The organism is Haloferula sargassicola, from assembly GCF_040362925.1.
In the GTDB taxonomy this organism is placed as follows: Bacteria; Verrucomicrobiota; Verrucomicrobiia; order Verrucomicrobiales; family Akkermansiaceae; genus Haloferula; species Haloferula sargassicola.
The window spans coordinates 133,620-151,615 of record NZ_BAABRI010000014.1 but is presented as its reverse complement, the minus strand read 5'-3'; the positions used below and the strand labels follow the sequence as shown (position 1 = coordinate 151,615).

General features: G+C 62.1%; 21 protein-coding genes. 10 read left to right on the top strand and 11 right to left on the bottom strand.

Annotated features, from left to right (window positions below):
* Positions 1-140 precede the first annotated feature (140 nt).
* From ABXH26_RS20600 to ABXH26_RS13340, 8 genes are all read left to right on the top strand, one after another.
* Complete coding sequence (locus ABXH26_RS20600) at positions 141-350, top strand: DeoR family transcriptional regulator (RefSeq protein ID WP_434783426.1); 210 nt, start codon at positions 141-143, stop codon at positions 348-350.
* 476 nt (positions 351-826) lie between these two features.
* The gene (locus tag ABXH26_RS13370) at positions 827-1,114 is read left to right on the top strand and encodes a type I restriction-modification system subunit M N-terminal domain-containing protein (RefSeq protein WP_353567576.1); all 288 of its coding nucleotides are present in this window, start codon (positions 827-829) and stop codon (positions 1,112-1,114) included.
* Positions 1,099-2,112 (top strand): virulence RhuM family protein, encoded by a 1,014-nt coding sequence (locus ABXH26_RS13365; RefSeq protein WP_353567575.1) that lies wholly within the window; start codon positions 1,099-1,101, stop codon positions 2,110-2,112. The genes ABXH26_RS13370 and ABXH26_RS13365 overlap by 16 nt, the downstream gene beginning before the upstream one ends.
* Positions 2,113-2,120: 8 nt before the next feature.
* Positions 2,121-3,638: a class I SAM-dependent DNA methyltransferase gene (locus tag ABXH26_RS13360; RefSeq protein WP_353567574.1), complete on the top strand. Its 1,518-nt coding sequence runs from the start codon at positions 2,121-2,123 to the stop codon at positions 3,636-3,638.
* A 33-nt stretch (positions 3,639-3,671) separates the two neighbouring features.
* The gene (locus tag ABXH26_RS13355) at positions 3,672-3,932 is read left to right on the top strand and encodes a winged helix-turn-helix domain-containing protein (protein ID WP_353567573.1); all 261 of its coding nucleotides are present in this window, start codon (positions 3,672-3,674) and stop codon (positions 3,930-3,932) included.
* A gap of 27 nt (positions 3,933-3,959) precedes the next feature.
* On the top strand, positions 3,960-4,589 hold the full coding sequence (locus ABXH26_RS13350) for a restriction endonuclease (RefSeq protein ID WP_353567572.1): 630 nt from the start codon (positions 3,960-3,962) through the stop codon (positions 4,587-4,589).
* 2 nt (positions 4,590-4,591) lie between these two features.
* Positions 4,592-5,428, top strand: coding sequence for a GIY-YIG nuclease family protein (locus tag ABXH26_RS13345; protein ID WP_353567571.1), 837 nt, complete (start codon positions 4,592-4,594; stop codon positions 5,426-5,428).
* An 84-nt stretch (positions 5,429-5,512) separates the two neighbouring features.
* Positions 5,513-6,373 carry a nuclease-related domain-containing protein gene (locus tag ABXH26_RS13340; protein ID WP_353567570.1) on the top strand — a complete coding sequence of 287 codons (861 nt, stop codon included), beginning with the start codon at positions 5,513-5,515 and terminating at the stop codon, positions 6,371-6,373.
* A gap of 523 nt (positions 6,374-6,896) precedes the next feature.
* Here the strand turns inward: ABXH26_RS13340 and ABXH26_RS13335 are convergent.
* Together ABXH26_RS13335 and ABXH26_RS13330 are read right to left on the bottom strand one after the other, a co-directional pair.
* Positions 6,897-7,679: a thiazole synthase gene (locus ABXH26_RS13335; RefSeq protein ID WP_353567569.1), complete on the bottom strand. Its 783-nt coding sequence runs from the start codon at positions 7,677-7,679 to the stop codon at positions 6,897-6,899.
* 134 nt (positions 7,680-7,813) lie between these two features.
* Positions 7,814-8,803: a malate dehydrogenase gene (locus ABXH26_RS13330; RefSeq protein ID WP_353567568.1), complete on the bottom strand. Its 990-nt coding sequence runs from the start codon at positions 8,801-8,803 to the stop codon at positions 7,814-7,816.
* A 262-nt stretch (positions 8,804-9,065) separates the two neighbouring features.
* On the opposite strand from ABXH26_RS13330, the gene ABXH26_RS13325 reads away from it, so the two are divergent.
* Together ABXH26_RS13325 and hpt are read left to right on the top strand one after the other, a co-directional pair.
* Complete coding sequence (locus ABXH26_RS13325) at positions 9,066-9,338, top strand: septum formation initiator family protein (RefSeq protein ID WP_353567567.1); 273 nt, start codon at positions 9,066-9,068, stop codon at positions 9,336-9,338.
* A gap of 4 nt (positions 9,339-9,342) precedes the next feature.
* Positions 9,343-9,876, top strand: coding sequence for a hypoxanthine phosphoribosyltransferase (gene hpt, locus ABXH26_RS13320; protein WP_353567566.1), 534 nt, complete (start codon positions 9,343-9,345; stop codon positions 9,874-9,876).
* Here hpt and ABXH26_RS13315 read toward each other — a convergent pair whose 3' ends face one another.
* From ABXH26_RS13315 to ABXH26_RS13275, 9 genes are read right to left on the bottom strand one after another with little or no spacing between them, the layout of a single operon-like run.
* The gene (locus ABXH26_RS13315; RefSeq protein ID WP_353567565.1) at positions 9,877-10,620 is read right to left on the bottom strand and encodes a hypothetical protein; all 744 of its coding nucleotides are present in this window, start codon (positions 10,618-10,620) and stop codon (positions 9,877-9,879) included.
* On the bottom strand, positions 10,617-11,390 hold the full coding sequence (locus ABXH26_RS13310; protein ID WP_353567564.1) for a hypothetical protein: 774 nt from the start codon (positions 11,388-11,390) through the stop codon (positions 10,617-10,619). Before ABXH26_RS13310 ends, ABXH26_RS13315 begins: the two co-directional genes overlap by 4 nt.
* Positions 11,339-11,998 carry a hypothetical protein gene (locus ABXH26_RS13305; protein WP_353567563.1) on the bottom strand — a complete coding sequence of 220 codons (660 nt, stop codon included), beginning with the start codon at positions 11,996-11,998 and terminating at the stop codon, positions 11,339-11,341. Before ABXH26_RS13305 ends, ABXH26_RS13310 begins: the two co-directional genes overlap by 52 nt.
* On the bottom strand, positions 11,980-12,738 hold the full coding sequence (locus ABXH26_RS13300) for a YqjF family protein (RefSeq protein ID WP_353567562.1): 759 nt from the start codon (positions 12,736-12,738) through the stop codon (positions 11,980-11,982). Before ABXH26_RS13300 ends, ABXH26_RS13305 begins: the two co-directional genes overlap by 19 nt.
* A gap of 31 nt (positions 12,739-12,769) precedes the next feature.
* Positions 12,770-13,648 (bottom strand): sugar phosphate isomerase/epimerase family protein, encoded by an 879-nt coding sequence (locus ABXH26_RS13295; protein WP_353567561.1) that lies wholly within the window; start codon positions 13,646-13,648, stop codon positions 12,770-12,772.
* 2 nt (positions 13,649-13,650) lie between these two features.
* Positions 13,651-14,694 carry a Gfo/Idh/MocA family protein gene (locus ABXH26_RS13290; RefSeq protein WP_353567560.1) on the bottom strand — a complete coding sequence of 348 codons (1,044 nt, stop codon included), beginning with the start codon at positions 14,692-14,694 and terminating at the stop codon, positions 13,651-13,653.
* A gap of 24 nt (positions 14,695-14,718) precedes the next feature.
* Entirely contained in the window at positions 14,719-16,410 is a 1,692-nt protein-coding gene (locus ABXH26_RS13285) for a divalent metal cation transporter (protein ID WP_353567559.1), read from the bottom strand.
* A gap of 15 nt (positions 16,411-16,425) precedes the next feature.
* Complete coding sequence (locus tag ABXH26_RS13280; RefSeq protein WP_353567558.1) at positions 16,426-17,241, bottom strand: sugar phosphate isomerase/epimerase family protein; 816 nt, start codon at positions 17,239-17,241, stop codon at positions 16,426-16,428.
* Entirely contained in the window at positions 17,241-17,891 is a 651-nt protein-coding gene (locus ABXH26_RS13275; RefSeq protein WP_353567557.1) for a 3-keto-disaccharide hydrolase, read from the bottom strand. The genes ABXH26_RS13280 and ABXH26_RS13275 overlap by 1 nt, the downstream gene beginning before the upstream one ends.
* Positions 17,892-17,996: the final 105 nt, after the last annotated feature.

Below are 17,996 nucleotides of genomic sequence, written 5' to 3'. Positions count from 1 at the left end.
CTTGAACTCGGGGTCGTGTCTTCTGCGTTTGCCTTTCATTTTGTGCGTGTTCGGTTCGGTTTGCGGTACCAACCCACGCTCCACAATCATAGCTTAACCATTGGACCGATTTTCGGGGTCCGGCTCAGATATCGTCGTCTTTGTTGAACGAGCGGCAGCGACGGTTTCTGGAGAAAGCCGAGATTGGAGGGCGATTCACCAGTCAGGATTATGGGAGTCGAGTTGGAGGAGACGTCTCCGGTAAAACGGTTCGCAACGATCTCGCCGAGTTGACCCGTGCCGGATGGATCGAGCGATTTGGGAGCAGCCGAAGCACCTACTATGAAGTCCGCCAGACTCTCACTGACTGATTGCCGGAAATTTCCGGTAAATGCCGGAAACAGTTTCCGGAGGCTGAAACCCGTCTCCCGAACTTGCTTTTTCTCAGCGAATTGCACGGCTTCCGGGCAGGAAGACTTTGCGGCAACTCAAGTGCCGGAAATTTCCGGAGATTTCCGGAGACTGCCGGATTGTAGGTTTTCCGGAAACAGCCGGAAGTTTTTCCGGAAGCGCTCCGAGTGCCTCTATTGGAGCCAAGTAACTGATTCTGAGCAGTCTGATCCAAAATCAGAGCCGAACTGCGCAAATTGCCGGAAAGCATTCGTTCAAACCCCGGCCTGTCTTGCAGGCTCCTACCGCTCGACGCCTACGCTCCCGCGCCACTCTCTTCAGCGACCGCTTCTGGCGCGGGAGCGTAGGCGTCGAGCGGTAGGACGTCAAACCATCATTTACGTGCTTATTGCCAACGAGTTAGACTGTTCGGATTGACGCCATTTTCAATTTTCCTATGCCTACCGATGCCTCCGCCATCGTCTCCAAAGTCTGGAACTACGCCCACGTTCTCAAGAACGCGGGGGTTGGTTACGGCGACTACGTTGAGCAGATCACCTACCTGCTCTTCCTCAAGCTCGCCGACGAGATGACCGAGCTGGGCTTCGACAACCCGATCCCCGCCGAGTTCCAGTGGTCCGAGCTTTCCAACAAGGTGGCTGCGGCGTCCCGCCGCAGTTTGTCTGGTCGTACCCAGAGGCGGGTCACTTCTGCCACCCTCGTTCCATCATGGCCCACGAACTGATTTTCTACAAAACCCCCGAGGGCGAACAGAGGATCGAGGTCGTCTATCAGGACGAGAACTTCTGGATGACCCAGCGGGCTCTGGCCGACTTGTTTCAGGTCGGCGTTCCCGCCATCCACAAGCACCTCAAGAACATCTACGAGACCGGCGAACTGGAGCCGGAGGCAACTCTTTCCAAAATGGAAACAGTTCGCCGGGAGGGCTCGCGGGAGGTCCGCCGCAAGGTGGATTTCTACAATCTGGACGCCATTATCGCGGTCGGCTACCGGGTGAACAGCTACCAGGCCACCCAGTTCCGCATCTGGGCGACGAAGACCCTGAAGGAATACGTGATCAAGGGCTTCGTGCTCGATGATGAGCGTCTCAAGCAGGGCAAATCCTTCGGCAAGGACTACTTCGACGAGCTGCTTGAGCGCATCCGCGAAATTCGCGCGAGCGAACGCCGGTTCTACCAGAAAATCACCGATATCTACGCCCTGTCGGTCGATTACGATCCGGGTGCCCCGATCACGCGGGATTTCTTCGCGACCGTGCAGAACAAGCTCCACTGGGCGATCACCGGCAAGACCGCCGCGGAGACCATTTACCTGAACGCCGATGCGTCGAAACCGCACATGGGTCTCAGCACTTGGAAAGGCGGTCCGAAGGGCAAGCTGCTCAAGAGCGACGTCCCGGTTGCCAAGAACTACCTTTCCGAGGCGCACATCAAGGAACTCAACCGCATCGTTTCCGCCTACCTCGACCTCGCGGAAAATCGCGCCGAACGGCAGATCGCCATGAAGATGGCGGATTGGGTGGGCTTTCTGAACAACTTCCTCGAACTCTCCAGCTACCCGATCCTCGAAGACAAGGGCAGCGTGTCCGCACTCGAAGCCAAGCTCAAAGCTGAGGCTGAGTTCGAGACCTTCCGCGAGCGGCAGGACAAGGAGTTCGTCTCCGATTTCGACCGCGAAGTGAAGCGCCTCGAAGGCAAGAGCAAGCAACCCGATCCAGAATAGAGATTTCCATGTCCAACGACTCCTCCTCCATCGTCTCCAAGGTCTGGAACTACGCCCACGTCCTCAAGAACGCCGGCGTCGGTTACGGCGACTACGTCAAGCAGATCACCTACCTGCTCTTCCTCAAGCTCGCCGACGAGATGACCGAGCTGGGCTTCGACAACCCGATCCCCGCCGAGTTCCAGTGGTCCGAGCTTTCCAGCCGGAGCGGAGACGACCTCGAAGTCCACTACCGCCACACCCTCGAGAACCTCGGCAAGGAGCCCGGCCTGGTCGGCATCATCTTCCGCAAGGCCCAGAACAAGATCGCCAACCCCTCCGACCTCGCCCGCGTCATCAAGATGATCGCTGACGAGGATTGGTCCGGCATGGACGTGGACATCAAGGGCGCCATCTACGAAGGCCTGCTCGAAAAGACCGCCAGCTCCTCCGACAAGGGGGCGGGCCAGTATTTCACCCCGCGCCCCCTCATTCGCGCCATCGTCGAGGTGATGCAGCCGCAGCCCGGCCAGCTCATCGGCGACCCCGCCTGCGGCACCGGCGGCTTCCTCCTCGCCGCCCACGACCACATCCAGCAGCACCGCCAGCTCGACAAGGCCGCCCGCAAGCACCTCAAGACGCAGGTCCTCCACGGCAACGACATCGTCCCCGCCGTCGTCAGCCTCTGCGCCATGAACCTCTACCTGCACGGCATCGGTTCCACCCGCAACGGCGAGGCCCCCATCACCGAAGGCGACGCCCTCGCCAAGCCGAGCGGGCGGAAATTCGACATGATCCTCGCCAATCCGCCCTTCGGCAAGAAGGGCGGCTACACCATCGTCGGCGACGACGGCCGGATCACCACCGAGAAGCAGGAATACGAGCGCGACGAGTTCTGGGCCACCACCAGCAACAAGCAGCTCAACTTCCTCCAGCACATCGTCAGCGAACTCAAGATCGGCGGCAGCGCGGCCGTCGTCCTCCCCGACAACGTCCTCTTCGAAGGCGGCGCCGGCGAAACCATCCGCCGCAACCTCCTCAAGCGCTGCAAGGTCCACACCCTGCTTCGGCTGCCCACCGGCATCTTCTACGCCCAGGGGGTGAAGGCGAACGTCCTCTTCTTCGAGAAGAAGGGCGCCAGCGAGGAGCCTTGGACGAAGGATCTGTGGATCTACGACCTCCGCACCAACCAGCATTTCACGCTGAAGACGAATCCGTTGAAGGAGGCGGACCTGGTGGATTTCGTGGAGTGCTATGGGGGGAAGAAAGCCGGCAGGGGGAAGGCAGCAGCGAGTTGCAAACTCGCTCTCCATAGCCGGACCGAAACCGAGCGTTTCAAGAAGTTCAGCTACGACGAGATCGTCGCGCGGGATAAGGCGAACCTGGATATTTTCTGGCTCAAGGACGAGAGCCTCGAAGACACTGAGAACCTCCCGCCTCCAGCGGAGTTGGCGGCCGAGATCGTCGAAAGCCTCGAAGCCGCCCTGGAAGAATTCCGCGCGGTGGAGGAGGCGTTGCTGCCCGCCTCCGGCGGGAGTGACGAGTGAGAAGTGAAAAGTAGAAAGTGAAAGACTCCCACCATGCCTGTTCCCACCTTTGACCAACTCCTGTGGCCGATTCTCGAACTTGCCGGCAGAACCGAGATCACCCGGCAGACTGCGACCGCCGCGATGATCGAGCAATTCTCCCTTACGAATGAGGAGCGGCAGGAAGCGATTTCATCCGGTGCGCCTAAGATCTCCAATCGGACGGGGTGGGCCATGAGTCACCTCACGAAAGCGGCACTCATCGAGAAGGTGGCGAAGTTCACCTACAAAGCCACCACGAAGGGTGTGGACTAGCTTAAGAGTCACACCGGACCGATCACAGTGGATGATCTGAAGCAGATCGAGGGCTGGAAAGAGGCATGGGATGCGGCATCCAGACAGAAGAAGTCCAAGTCACCGACCGGAACAGAGGTGGTCACGCCGCCGTTGCCGGATACGCCCGAGGAATTGATCGACAATGCGGTAGATACCCTGAGGGAGGATCTGAGTGAGGAGTTGCTGGGACAGCTCTCGCAGATCAACCCCTATCGTTTCGAGCGGGTGGTGTTGGATCTCTTGTTTGCCATGGGCTACGGCGGTTCTCGTGCGGAGGCGGCTCAGGTGACGAAGAAGTCCGGGGATGAAGGCATCGACGGAGTCATCAATGAGGACCGCCTGGGCCTGGATGTGATCTACGTGCAGGCGAAGCGGTGGAAGAACACGGTCGGCCGGGTGGAGATCCAAAGCTTTGTCGGTGCGCTTGCGGGCAAGCAGGCACAGAAGGGGATTTTCATCACGACCAGCGACTTCAATAAGAACGCCGTCGAGTTCGCCAATGCCGTGTCGCAGAAGGTGATCCTCATTGATGGGGCCCGGTTGGCCTCGCTGATGATCGAGCACAACATCGGCGTTTCCACGATCCGAACGATCGCGCTCAAACGAATCGATTCCGATTACTTTGAGGAGACCTGAAGATGATCTCGATCAAGCAACTGCTGGCGGCGCTCGGATTGGAGGGCTCGTTCGACCGGGTGAAGTTGGTCCGCCATGTCGATCACCCGTTGAAGTCGCTTCAGACCATGGTCAAGGAAGGAGAATTCGACTTTTATCAAGGGGAGCAGACACGCAAGAAGCGTCCCTTCCATGGGTGTGATTTCATTGTCTCGTTTTTCGCTACGCCGGAAGGAAACACGGAATTCCATGGCGTGTATCGGGTTCTGGGATCGAGAGACTTCACCCAGGAGGATCACGTGCGGGCACCTGGGTTTTTGAAGGTTCCCCTGACGGAATGGAGTCAACGAATTTGGTATGATCTGGAACCGCGCCACGAATTCGATGACCTCCGGGGTCGTCTTCGAGTGAGATGGCGAGCTCCACTGGCGTGGGTTCAAAGGAGGGATCTGGAGGTCGATGAAATTCTCCCGCCGGGACGCGTGACCTCGTTCCCTGGTTACCAAAACGTGATCCTCTCTTGGGAGCAATTGAGGAGAATCTTCGATCACCCCGATTCCCATCCGGATTGGGTTTCCGCCCTAAAGTTCACCGCAGCGATCTACCGGATCACCGATCTTTCTACGGGGTCGATCTATATAGGGTCCGCGTATGGGAGAAGTGGTCTGTGGAATCGTTGGAAGGACTACGCTAGAAACGGTCGCGGAGGAAATGTGAAGCTCGAGTCGCTCGACCCTGGGAATTTCCAATGGTCTATCGTCAGAACTCTTTCAGGTGTCATGTCGCAGGCCGAGGTCATCCAGATCGAGCACTTGGAGATGCGAAAGCACGGGAGCCGGGCGACGGGATTGAATTCGTGACCAGGCACTTGCTAGCAGCGAATTACTGAAGCCAACAAGATGAGATGGAGTTTCGTAGCTGGTGAAGTGGCGATCATGGTCACAATGACGATCGTGTCCGGCGTGATGATAGGTTTGATGGTGTTTTCTCGGAATCGCTGGCGGAGGCGGTTCCGTGAGCCTTTTCACGAAGGGATTCTTCGACCTCCGGGTTGGGGTTGCTTGGAGAGGCGGCAGGACGCCATGTTCGATCTTGCTGCGATCACTGGAATGCTGCCGACCTTTTGGGCCGGAATTGCCTACGTCATTCTCTCGAACCGTGGAGCGATTGCAGTCGGCGCGGGTTTGGTGGCGGTTCTTGCGATGGTCTATTTCCTCTGGCAATTCAAGAGGGCATTTCAGGCGGCGAGAACCGCCCGGCTAGGATTTCTCGGCGAATGCGCGGTGGCGGAGGCCCTGCAACCTCTGGTGGCGCAGGGCTGGCGAGTGTTTCATGATGTGCCAATGACGGGCGACATCGGGAAGGCGTTCAACATTGACCACGTCGCAGTGGGGCCCGGCGGGGTGTGGGCCATTGAGACGAAGACGAGATCCAAGGTTAAGAAAGTCAGAGGAAAGGTGAACACCGTCAGGGTTGAAGGCGAAACGGTCGTCATGCCCGACGGGCGGAAGGAAGCTTTTCTCAAGCAAGCCCGACGTCAGGCACGAGCTTTGCAGGTGGATTGCAACGAGAATGCAGCTCCAGTGAAGTTTGTGGAGCCGCTGGTGGTGATGCCGGGGTGGAGTGTGGTTTATCCGAGCATGGAGTCCTCCCGGTCGATCCGGGAACCTCGGGAGACGGCGGCGTATCTTGCTAGGCAGGAGGTCCGCTTGTCGGAATCGGAGATCGATAGGATCGCCGCGCATCTGGAAAAGAAGTGCCGGGTGCTGATGTTTGATGAGGAGAAAAAGAGTGAGGTGAAATGAGGGCCTGCCGCTACAAGTGCCAGTGATTCCCGGCTGGTTCGTGAAATGCGATGACTATCGGACTTGCGGCGTGCAGTCGGCGAAAGGGATCGCGAGCCGGATCCCAGGGCTAGGGCGCGGGCCGGGGCTGGATGCGGCGACGATCCAGGCTATCGGCGATTGCATCGCGACGCAGTGTCGGAATGTGGAGGATGGGTGAGGTTTGCCTTTGAAGGAGGGGCGGGGAGCGGAGAGCGGGGGCGACGATGAATCGTCGGGGGGAAAGCGGCGATGAATCGCCGCAGTTTAAGGGGCGGGGCAAGAAGGTTGCAGGGGCTGTGCAGGGAGTCGGGGACGGCGGGGAGTTGCTGCTGCAGACCGGGGAAGGCTTGCTGAGGTTCCTGCAGGCGGAGGAGGGGAGGAGGGTGGTAATGAGTCTGAATTCGCGCCGGCTGAAGCCGGCGCTCCGATACTGCGCCCTTCAGATTTCGGCCTTTTCGACCGTTTCGTTGTTCCGTCCCTGGTCGAGTGGAGAGGGTCCACTTCAGGAGTGCAGGAAGGCGTCGATGGGGCTGGTGGCGCTGGCTTGGTCGAGCCGGTCGGGGAGGCCGGTCTCGAAGGCTTCGCGGCCGGCTTCAACAGCCAGCCGGAAGGCGCGGGCCATGCGGACGGGGTCGGGCGCGATGGCGATGGCGGTGTTGACGAGGACGGCGTCGGCACCGAGTTCCATGGCCTCGGCCGCGTGGCTGGGAACGCCGATGCCCGCATCGACCACGACCGGCACGGTGGCCTGGTCGATGATGATGCGGATCTGGTCGCGGGTGGCGATGCCTCGGTTCGAGCCGATCGGCGCGCCGAGTGGCATGACGGTGGCGGTGCCGGCCTCCTGGAGCCGCTTGGCGAGCACCGGGTCGGCATTGATGTAGGGCAGCACGGTGAAGCCTTCTTTGACGAGGATCTCGGCGGCCTTGAGGGTCTCGATGGGGTCGGGAAGGAGGTAGGTCGGGTCCGGGTGGATCTCGAGCTTCACCCATTTCGGCAAGCCGGCGGCGACGGCGAGGCGGGCGAGCCGGACGGCCTCCTCGGCGTTCATTGCGCCGCTGGTGTTGGGCAGCAGCAGGTATTTTTCCGGATCGATGAAATCGAGGATGTTGGCGAAGGGGTCGTGGCCGCCGGAGAGGTCGGCGCGGCGCAGGGCGACGGTGACGATCCGGGTGCCGGACGCGGCGAGGGCGTCGCGCATCGACTCATTGGACGAGAATTTCCCCGTGCCGAGGAAAAGGCGGGAATCAAACGTGCGGTCGGCGATGGTCAGGGGTGCGGGCACGCGGGGACGGTGGGACAATGCGGCTCGGACGTCCAACCTTGAACGTCGAAATGAGAGCACGAAAAAGCCCGGCTTCCGTAGGGAAGCCGGGCGGTTGAGAATGATCGAAGAAGGCAGTTGGAAACTCGCTCTCCTTAGCCGGGGATCAGGTCCTTGACGGCGTCGCGCTCTTCCTTGAGCTCGGCGATGGTGGCGTCGATCTTGCCCTGGCTGAAGTCGTCGATTTCGAGGCCCTCGACGACTTCCCATGAGCCGTCGGCCTTGGTGCGGATGGGCATGGAAGCCATGATGCCGGGTTCGATGCCATATTCGCCGTTCGAGCAGATGGCGACGCTGTGCCAATCGCCTTCCGCGGTCGGCGTGCTGAGGGCCATGACGGTGTCGAGCGCGGCGTTGGCGGCGGAGGCGGCGGAGGAAGCGCCGCGGGCCTTGATGATGGCGGCACCGCGCTGTTGGACGGTGGCGATGAACTCGCCCTCGAGCCATTCGCGGTCGCTGATGACCTCGGTGACCGGCTTGCCGTCGATCTTGGCGTGGACGAAGTCGGGATACTGGGTGGCGGAGTGATTGCCCCAGATGCAGAGGTTGGTGACCTGCGAAGAGTGGACGCCGGCCTTGGCGGCGAGCTGCGACTTGGCGCGGTTTTCGTCGAGACGGGTCATGGCGAAGAACTGGTTCTTCGGCAGGCCGGTCGCGTTGGACATCGCGATCAGGCAGTTGGTGTTGCAGGGGTTGCCGACGACGAGCGTCTTGCAGGTCGGCTTGGCATTGGCGGCGATCGCCTGGCCCTGGCCGGTGAAGATCTTGCCGTTGATGCCGAGCAGGTCGTTGCGCTCCATGCCGGCCTTCCGCGGGACGGAGCCGACGAGCAGCGCCCAGTCGGCGTTCTTGAAGCCTTCGGCGAGATCGGCGGTGGCGACGATATTCTTGAGCAGCGGGAAGGCGCAGTCGTCGAGTTCCATCACCACGCCCTGGAGGGCCGGAAGGGCGGGCTCGATCTCGATCAGGTGGAGATTGACCGGCTGGTCGGCGCCGAAGACGGAGCCGGAGGCGATGCGGAAAAGGAGGGCGTAACCGATGTTTCCGGCGGCGCCGGTGATGGAGATGGTGATGGGGTCCTTCATGGATGCTTTGGCGTATTGGATGGCGGCACTGAACTAAGGCGGACCGCCCCCGCCGGTCAATGGCCGACGGGAAATCGCGGAGGCGACGCGCGAAGGATGAGGAGATGTGCGGATGACCTGCCACCTAGCATATTTCCCGAACGAAAAACGGTTTCCCAAATGGTTCGGATTTGCTAAGCGTGTGCCGTCCTTGTCCGAGAAACCGCCAGTTCCCCGAGCGAAAATCAGTCGCCTGCGTGCCCAGACGAAAGTCATCCGGGGCATGAACAGCGTGATCCTCTGTGTGCTCGGTACCAGCCTCGGCGCGCTGACGGTGGCCTCGGCGCTGCCGCAATATCGGAAGCTGGCCGAGAAACACGAGGAACTCGAGCGGGTGCTGGAGGCGGAAAAAAAAGTGGTCGCCGAAAAGGAGGACTCGCAGGCGGCGCTCGATGCGATGCGCGAGGATCCGGAGTACCTGGAGCTTCATGCGATCGATCGCTTGAACCTTCACCGCCCGGGCACCACGATCTACCGCATCGAACGCGAACGCTGAACGGATGGAAGACGATGTCGAACGGGTGCTGATCGCGGAGGACGTGATCGACAAGCGGCTGGACGTGCTGGCCCGCCACATTGAGAAGGATTTTCCCGGCGAGGTGATCCAGGTGGTGGTCCTGCTGAAAGGCGCGCTGGTCTTTGCGGCGGACCTCACCCGGCGGTTGCCGCGGATGCTGGAAATCGAGTGCATCAACGTGGCGAGCTACCACGGAGGCATGGAAACGACCGGCACGGTGAATTTCCTGGATCACAAGCTGCCCGAGGTCAAGGGGCGCCAGGTGCTGGTGCTCGATGACATCCTCGACACCGGCCTGACCCTGAAGGCGGTGGTGGATCGACTGAAGGAAGAGGGCGCCGCGCAGGTGAAAACGGCGGTGTTGCTGGCCAAGGACAAGGAGCGCAATGCGGACGTGGAGGCGGACTACGTCGGCTTCTTCATCGGCGACGAGTTCGTCATCGGCTACGGCCTCGACTACCAGGGCCGCTACCGGAACCTGCCCTATGTGGGCACGCTCAAGCCTGAGGCGGTCTGACTAGCGGTCATAAGGGGATTGAAACCGCTTGGTGGATCGATCGAGGAGGTTATCCAGTTGGTCCGCTGGAATCGTGGAGACGTTACTATCGGCGAACAGGACGCGGTAGGAGTCGATTTCCGAAAGCGGCAGGATCAATAGCGGAACTTCCGGGTCATCCGTGAAAGGCATTCCCGCTGCGGGATACATGAGGGAAGCTCGCATCGATGACGGGATGCGGTAGGCCTTTCCGCTTTGAGGGGGCAGTGAGTCAGGGAACCATCGATGCTCGGAAGCACCTTCATGGAGGTATTGATACAGTTCGTGAAGCCTGAGATCCGTGAGACTCGCACCGCCCGACTGCCTTTTCGTCCAGCCCTCCGCCATGGGAGCGCGAAGCAGCATCGCGATCCCGGGGACGAGAAATGAGGCGAAGAAGAGAACGACCGTGGCTGCCATCACCGCGAGGGAGTGGGCTAGGCGCCAGGGGGGTGGCCGAAAGATCCGGGTGATGACGAGGTGGAGGACCACCAGTGCCGCCAATCCAGCTATCAGCCCGCTGAAAAGAATCGCGGGATCGAGCGTGAACTGGCCGAGATTTCGTCGGAGGAAGAAGATCCAGCCGGCGAAGCCGTGTCCGATCGCCTGAAAGGTGAACGGCCCCAGGATGGCAAGCTGGGATAAAAGGAAAAATAAGGCGATGAGGATCGCGGTCCCGTAGACAAGAGGAGCCCAGCCACGAGATGCGGAATTGGGGCGGTTCATGGCGAGAGGAGGGCTTCAAATCGGTAGGCTGGCACGAACTCGGTGGTTCCATCGGCGTAAACGATCAAGTGCCGTGACTCCTCGAGACCGAAGGCAGCAATGACGGGCGTCCGGGGTGGAAGTTTCCTCAGATCTGCCCCCGGCTGGAGCAGACTGAATGGCTCACGACGATCGTTTTCTGACTCGATGCGGTAGGAGATGACAGGCAACGCCGCTGGATAGAACTCGACAATCTCCTCGACGGTTCTTGGAAAAACGCCCTCCTCAGCCAGTTCGGTCAGAATGAGGTGGAGTTGTCTGGCACTTGAGACGGTGTGCGTTTTGGAGAACCGGTGGTTGGTCGTGATCACCTTCGAGCGTCCCAGCCAGGCGAGCTCATGGACAATTCCCGTCATGGCGATGGCGGCGGCGGTCGCGGTGAGCAGCGTGGCCGCGATCCGCAAGGTCACCGAGAATCGCTGCGCCCAATGCCGCCGAATGAAGCGGTGGAGAAGAAAGATGGCCAAGGTCGCTGAGCCGATCGAAAGGGCGAGGGTCAGAGGATCCCAATCCAGATGGGGAAAGTTGACCCATGGATGTCGGATCCATCCGGTCGCCAGGTGCCATCCCAGGAGGAGCAGCCAGACGACGGGTCCAAATCCGAGCAAGAAGGCCCAGCCGAACAGGGCAAGGGCGATGACGAGCAGCGGGCGGAACTTCTTCCGCCGGGCGTCTGGCGCTACGGATTCCACCGCTTTTCGAGTTCTGCATTCAGTTTGCCTTCCGACCAATCGACGATGGACCCGTCATTGAGCAGGACATATCTCCGCGGCCCGGCAGAAGCGGGTTCGTAAACGATGGGTGCCCGGTCCGTCGCGATTTGTTCCGGCTTCCTGTAACCGAGATAGCCACCGGGCACCCTCCACCGCTCGCGCGGAATCTCGCCGGAAAAGGGGCTGAGGGGAGGTGCTCCGTCGTGGGTCTCGGCATAGCGCCACAGGGCATCGCGAAGCTCTTCAAGTCGCTTTCGGCGTTCTTCCCTGGACTCCGAGGTCGATGGGTCCGCGCGGACCCGGTAGCCGATTCCCTGCTTTTCCCACGCCCCGGGGGTGAGCAGCTCCCGGGCACCTGAAATCATCGTGAGGATCACATAGAGGAACAGTCCGGAGAGAAGAAGCAGGGCCAGCGCCTGGCGATAGGTCAGCCGCGGCATCTTCGGGAACGACTTCGACAGGGAATTCCAGAGGGCCTTCACGGCAAGACCGAGAAACAGATAAGCCGCGATGAAAAACGAGAGCACATCGAGCCGGGCCCGGGCGGCATCGGTCAGGGTGATCACCGTCATGCCGGCGAACGCGGGGATGGTGAGCAGGGCGAGAATCAGCGGGATGCCACGCATGTCGGAAGGGTTTGAAGGGAGAACACCGAGACATCGACATGGTCGACGTAGAGCGAGGAGTCCGGCGGCCGGTCAGGAAGCTCGATGCCATCCCAGACCGCGGGAAGGGGTGACCACGTGCCGCAGCGGGCAGGCTCGAGCAGGTATGGTGAGTGATGGACCTGGCCGGAAAAAATCCGGCCATCCCGCGATTGCGAGAAAAGCAGGTAGCGCTCTGCCAGGAAGAAATCGAGCGAGCCGGGATCGGCTGGCACCGCTGGCCCGGCGGGCGAGTAGGCGAAGTGGGCGGTCTCCTTCCGGTTCTTTCGGCGGCAGGCGTATCGGATTTCGACATCCCTGCGGCTGGCGGTCATGAAGGCATGCTCGTAGGGCAAATGGAAGCGTGCGCGTGCGATCTCGACGGCCAGTGGCTGGTCGCAATCGAGCGAGAAAAACCAGACTCCGGGCAGGCCGCGGTCATCGTGGACATAGGTTCTAACATTGAGTTCGCGAAACCACGAGAGGCCTGGAACGGGCGGCATTCCGGTCGGGCGGACCCGGTCCATGAAAAAGGGCACGATGCCGAGCCATGCCTCCCCCTGATGGAGGTCGAGGTGAAGTCCGGGGGGCAGCTTCGGCCGGAGCTGCTCGGGATCGACCCTCCAATGGAGAAAGAGAAGGCCCGACCAGCGCTGCCGCATCACGCAGCGCCGCGAGGGACGTTCGCGCACTGCGAGCCGCTGCTGGAGAGAGGGTGTCACTGGAATCACCATGACCACCCTTGCTCCTCGCTCAGATTTCCGCAAGCAGCGCTTCGAAGCGACGGCCGTATTCGACGTAGGAGTCGTAGCACTGCTGCCAGTCGACCGCGTCCGGATCCGGGGCGTGGAAAACGGTGGCGACGTGGGGTTCGATCGCGATCCAGCCGTCGTAGTCGCGCGATTGGGCGTCGGCGAGGATTTCGCGCAGCTTCGCCTGGCCCTTGCCGGGCATGGTGTATTCCGGTTCGACTCCGTCCGAAACGGGGTTGAGGCAGTCTTTCACATGGATGTGGACGACGTGGTCGCGGACCTTTTCCCAGAACTCGAAGGGGTCCTGCCAGGGGAACGGTTCGGGCTTTGAACGGTCGCGCTGGAAGACGGGATTGCCGGTGTCGAAGACCAGCTTCAGGCCGGGGATTTCCTCGACGAGGCGGAGTGAATGCTCGGCCGAGAAGCCGCCCCAGTTCATGCAGTTCTCGTGGACGGCTGTCAGTCCGGCTTCGGAAAAGCGGGTCACGATTTCGCGTAGCCGGCGGAAGCGTTCCTGCTCGTGCTGGTCGCTGCCCCAGGGTTCCTGGGCGTAGGACATGATGCGGACCAGCCGGGTGCCGAGCCGCTGCATCCGCGGGATGGCGCGCTCGACCTCGGCCAGGGTGATGGCGAAATCCGAGTCGATGGTCTTGCCCCAGTTGGCGATCAGCGAGCCGAACTCGGGGACGGTGATGCCGGCTTCGTCGAGCCGGTTGGCCACGCGGTCGAACTCGTCCTGCTCCAGTTCGTGGATGTTTTTTCCACCGATCATCCGGGCGGAAATGGCGGACCAACCGATTTCCCGGGTGGCGGCGATTTGTTTTTCGAGATCGCGCGAGGCTTCGTCGGCGAAACCGGTGAGCTTGGGAGTGAATGGCATGATCAAAGGGTGATTCTGGCACCGTTGCTACCGGCACTCTCGTAGATGGCGTGGATGAGCGCGACCGACTTGCGGGCCTCGCTGGCGGAGGTGGCGGGTTCGCGGCCTTCGGTGATGGCCGCGACGACCTCCTCGAAGTTCCGCTGGTGCTGGAGGAAGCCGATGGCCTTGGGGTCGTTGGCGCCCAGCCCGGCGGCGGCGCCTTTCATGAAGCTTCGCCGGACCTCTTCGTCCTCCGGTTTTTCCTCGCGGAAATCCCACAGCTCGAAGGCCTCGTCGGCGAGAAACACGGAGCCATCCGTGCCGCAGAGCTGCACGCGGGCGGGGTGGCCGTCCTTCGACCAGGTGCAGGTGGAGCCCTCGATGACGCCGCGCGCGCCGCTCTCGAACTCGAGGATGGCCACGGCGATGTCCTCGACCTCAATCCGCTGGTGGGCGAGGCAGGCGGTATTGGCTTGCACGGACTTCACGGGTCCGGCGAGGTGCAGGAGGGCATCAATGGTGTGGATCGACTGGTTCATCAACGCGCCGCCGCCATCGAGCGCCCAGGTGCCGCGCCACTCGGCGGAGTCGTAGTAGGCCTGATCGCGGAACCACTTGATATAGGCGGAGGCCGAGGTGAGGCGTCCGAAACGGCCGTCATCGGCGGCCCTTTTGAAAGCATCCATGGCCGGGTGGAAGCGGCGGTTGAGAATGGCCGCGAGAGTCTTCTGCGCGGCGGCAGCGGCTCCGATCATCTGGTCGATGCGGTCGGGCGTGATCTCGAGCGGCTTTTCGCAAACGACATGCTTGCCGGCGGCCAGCGCGGCGAGGGTTGGCTCGAGGTGCGCGCCGGACGGCGTGGCGATGGTGACGATGTCCAGCTCCGGGTCGGCGAGGAAGGCATCGAGGTCGCTGCTTGCCCGGACGCCGAACTCGGAACCGAACTCCTCCGCGGCCTCGGGGCGCTTTGCGTAAACGGAGTGGAGCGTGCCGCCGGCCATGGCCTGGATGGCGCGGGCGTGGAAGCGGCCGATCATGCCGGCGCCGATGATACCGAATTTCATGGAGTGCGTGGATCTTGGGTGGGTTCAGGCTTCAGGAGAACGGCCGAGCTTTTCATTCCGAAAAAACGAGGCCGAGCCGACGGTGAAGAGGATCGCGAGGAAGGCAAGGCCGGCCCAGGCGGCGGTGCCCTGCCAGCCGGGTGACGAGGTTTTCCCATGCAGCACCCAGATCGAGCCGGCGGTGGCGATGCCGGTGGCGAGGATCATGAGCGTGTTCCAGAGTACGCGCTTGGCTCCGCGCGGTCGCTGGTCGCCGAGGATGCGGCGGGAATTCATCATCAGCAGGAAGGTGAAGTAGGCGATGGGGATCAGTGATCCGCCGATCACCGATGTGGGCACGGCGAGGAAGGCTTTCGACGCGCCGGTCCAGGCCAGCGGGAAGCAGCAGCCGGAAAGTCCGGACATGGCGCAGCCGAGGAAAAAGATCGGCCTGTTCCGCGGCATGGTGTCGCTCTGCGTGCCCGGCCGGGGGGCTGGTGAGAAAGCCTCGAGGAAGGCGGTGCCGTTCATCAGCATGAGGATGACGATGGTGGAGAGCGCCATGCCGAGCACGCCGATGCCGAAGATCTTCTGGGCGATGGTTTTCCCGGCGAAGGGCTCGAGCGTGATGGCCAGCGCGTTGGCATCGCGGATGACCAGCATGTCGGCGAGTTTGCGGTCGGACTCCGGCAAGGCGGCGAGCAACTGGTCGGCATGGGCGTCGAATTCCAAGGCCGACGGACCGGAAAACTCCTCCATTTCGGAAACGATGGCCGGCAGCTTGAGCAGCATGGCTTTTCCCGCACCAGGCGCGACGTCATCGGACTTCGTATGAAACGAAGCCGCAGCGGCAATAACCACGCAGGAGGTGGCGAGGAAGAAGGGGATGAACAGGCCGACGGACAAGTCGGTGATCGACAGCCCGCGGTGGCGCTTGCCCCAGCGTTTTTTGAGCAGGGTGTAGGGCAGCAGGAAGGTCATGTTGATGCCGACCGCGGTGCCGAAGGCGGCGATGATGATGTCGCGCTGGTCGTCGGCGATCCGCTTGGCCCACCACTCGGGATTGGACGAGGAAGCGATCAACCCGGTGAAGCCTTGGGCCGGCCGGAACAGCAGCGAGAAATCCGGCACCATGCCCTTGAAGATGGCGCTCCAGTCGAGGTTGCCGGCCTTGGTGAGCGCGACGACGACGGCGAAGAACGACAGCACGATCACGCCAACCATGATCTTGATCACGAGGTCGAAGGCTTTCGCCCCGGCGCCCTCGGACTGGTAGAGCCAGTTGACGCCCATCCCGATCAGGAACAGCACCGTGATGATCGCCCCCTGCGGAACCGACTCGGAAAACAGATTCTGCTGGATGGCGGCGGTCGCCAGCGAGAACTGGGGCATGATCCACACCATGTTCGCGAGCACGGTGGCGGCCAGCCACGACCAGCCGAGCAGCGGGTGGAGGTGGCGGTTGATCTGGTGAAACGGCCGCCGCCCGGTACTAAGGGTGACGTAGGCGATGGCCGACAGCATGATGATGCCGCAGATCATCGCCAGCGGCTGCAGCCACATCAGGCCGAAGCCGGCGATGACGCCGAGGTAGAGCGCGCCGGCGAGCGAGCCGCCGCCGAGGGTGATGGCACCCTGCAGCCAGCCGGGGCCGGACATGCGGGCGTAGATCAGGAACTTGCCGATCGGGCCCTTGGACTGGGCCTCGTCGAGGAGCTGGGTTTCGCGGTCGGACATGGGTTTTGGAAAAAATCAGTCGCCGAAGAACCGGCGGAGGTTCTCCCGGCTGGTGCGGGCGACCTCTTCGGGGGAAGGATCGTATTTGAACACCTCGACGGAAACCCAGCCGTCATAGCCGGTCTCGTGCAGGGCCTCGACGATGGGTCTGTAGTCCACCTCGCCCATGCCGGGCCCGTAGAGGTTTGGATCGTTGGCGTGGAAGTGGACGGTCCATTCGCGGTTGGCGCGGATGACCTCGGAAATACGGCATGCCTCGTAGCTCATCGCCTTCACATCGAGGTGGAGCCGACAGGCGGGATGATCGACGGCCTGGCAGAGCCGGATCGTTTCCGCGGCGGTGGTCAGGAAGTTCGTCTCCACCGCGCCGAGGGGCTCCATGGCGATCGTGACCCCGAGCGGTCCGCAGTGCTCGGCAACGGCGCGCAGCACCCCGGCGGCGCGGCTGAAGGCGCCTTCGTAATCCCAGCCCGGCTCCAGCGAGCGCTGCTGCGGGCTGCCCCAGACCATGAGGTTTCCGCCGAGGGCGTGGCACAGGTCGGCCAGCCGGCGGGCGTAGTCGGTGGTCGCCGCGAGCACTTCGCGGTCGGGCGTGGTGAGGTGATAGCCCTCGGTTTTGGCCAGCAGCCAGTGGAGCCCCACCACTTCCACGCCGGCATCCCGGACCTGGTCGCCGAGCGCACGGGCTTCCTTTTCCGACAGGGAAAGGGGCTGCGGGCCGAGCGTGAACGGAGCGATCTCGAGTCCGCCGTAGCCGTGGGCCGCGGCGAGCCGCGCCGACTCCGCCAGCGGAACCTCGCCGTAGATCTCGTTGCAGATGGCGAAGCGCATCAGAGTTCCTTGATCCGCAGGTTGCGCCAGCGGACGTGGCAGGAATCGCCGGCATGGACCTGGAGGGCGAAAAAGCCCTCGGGTGTGAACTCGGGAGCCTCGTCGGTGAAATCGACGCGCTCCTCGCCATTCAGCCAGATCTGCAAATGGCGGTCCTTGCAGACGATGCGGATCTCGTTCCAGTCGTCCCACTTGATGAGCTTTTTGCCCTGTGCGGTGAAGGCCTTCGCCTCCTTCGCGTCGTCCTTGTCCGGCACCAGCCATCCGCGGCGGGCTTCATCGTAGAGGCCGGCGGTCCAGGCGCGGTCCTTGCCGTTGTCGTGCTCGCACTGGTAGCCGTGGACGCGGCCATCCTCGCCAGGCTTCTGGAGCCCGCGGAACATCATGCCGGAATTGCCGGAAAGGTCGTCGAACTTGAACTCGAAGCGGAAATCGAAGTCGCCGTAGGTCTTGTCGGTGCGCAGGAACGTGTTGGATTTCACGTGCTTGCCGGTGCCGACGATCTCACCGTTTTCCACGGTGTATTCGCCGTCGCCATTGACCCGGTGCCAGCCGGTCAGGTCCTTGCCGTTGAAGAGCGGGGCGAAGCCTTCCTCGGCGGCGGGCAGCAAGCCGAGAAGGCAAAGGGAGAGCAGTAGGGTTTTGAGCATGGGAGTGGGTGCAACTACGCGACGTCACCGGGAGGCTTTCATTTGTAGGACAACTTGGCGAGGCCCGGATGCGGTTGATTTCGCCTTCCCGTCCGGGCCCGGGGG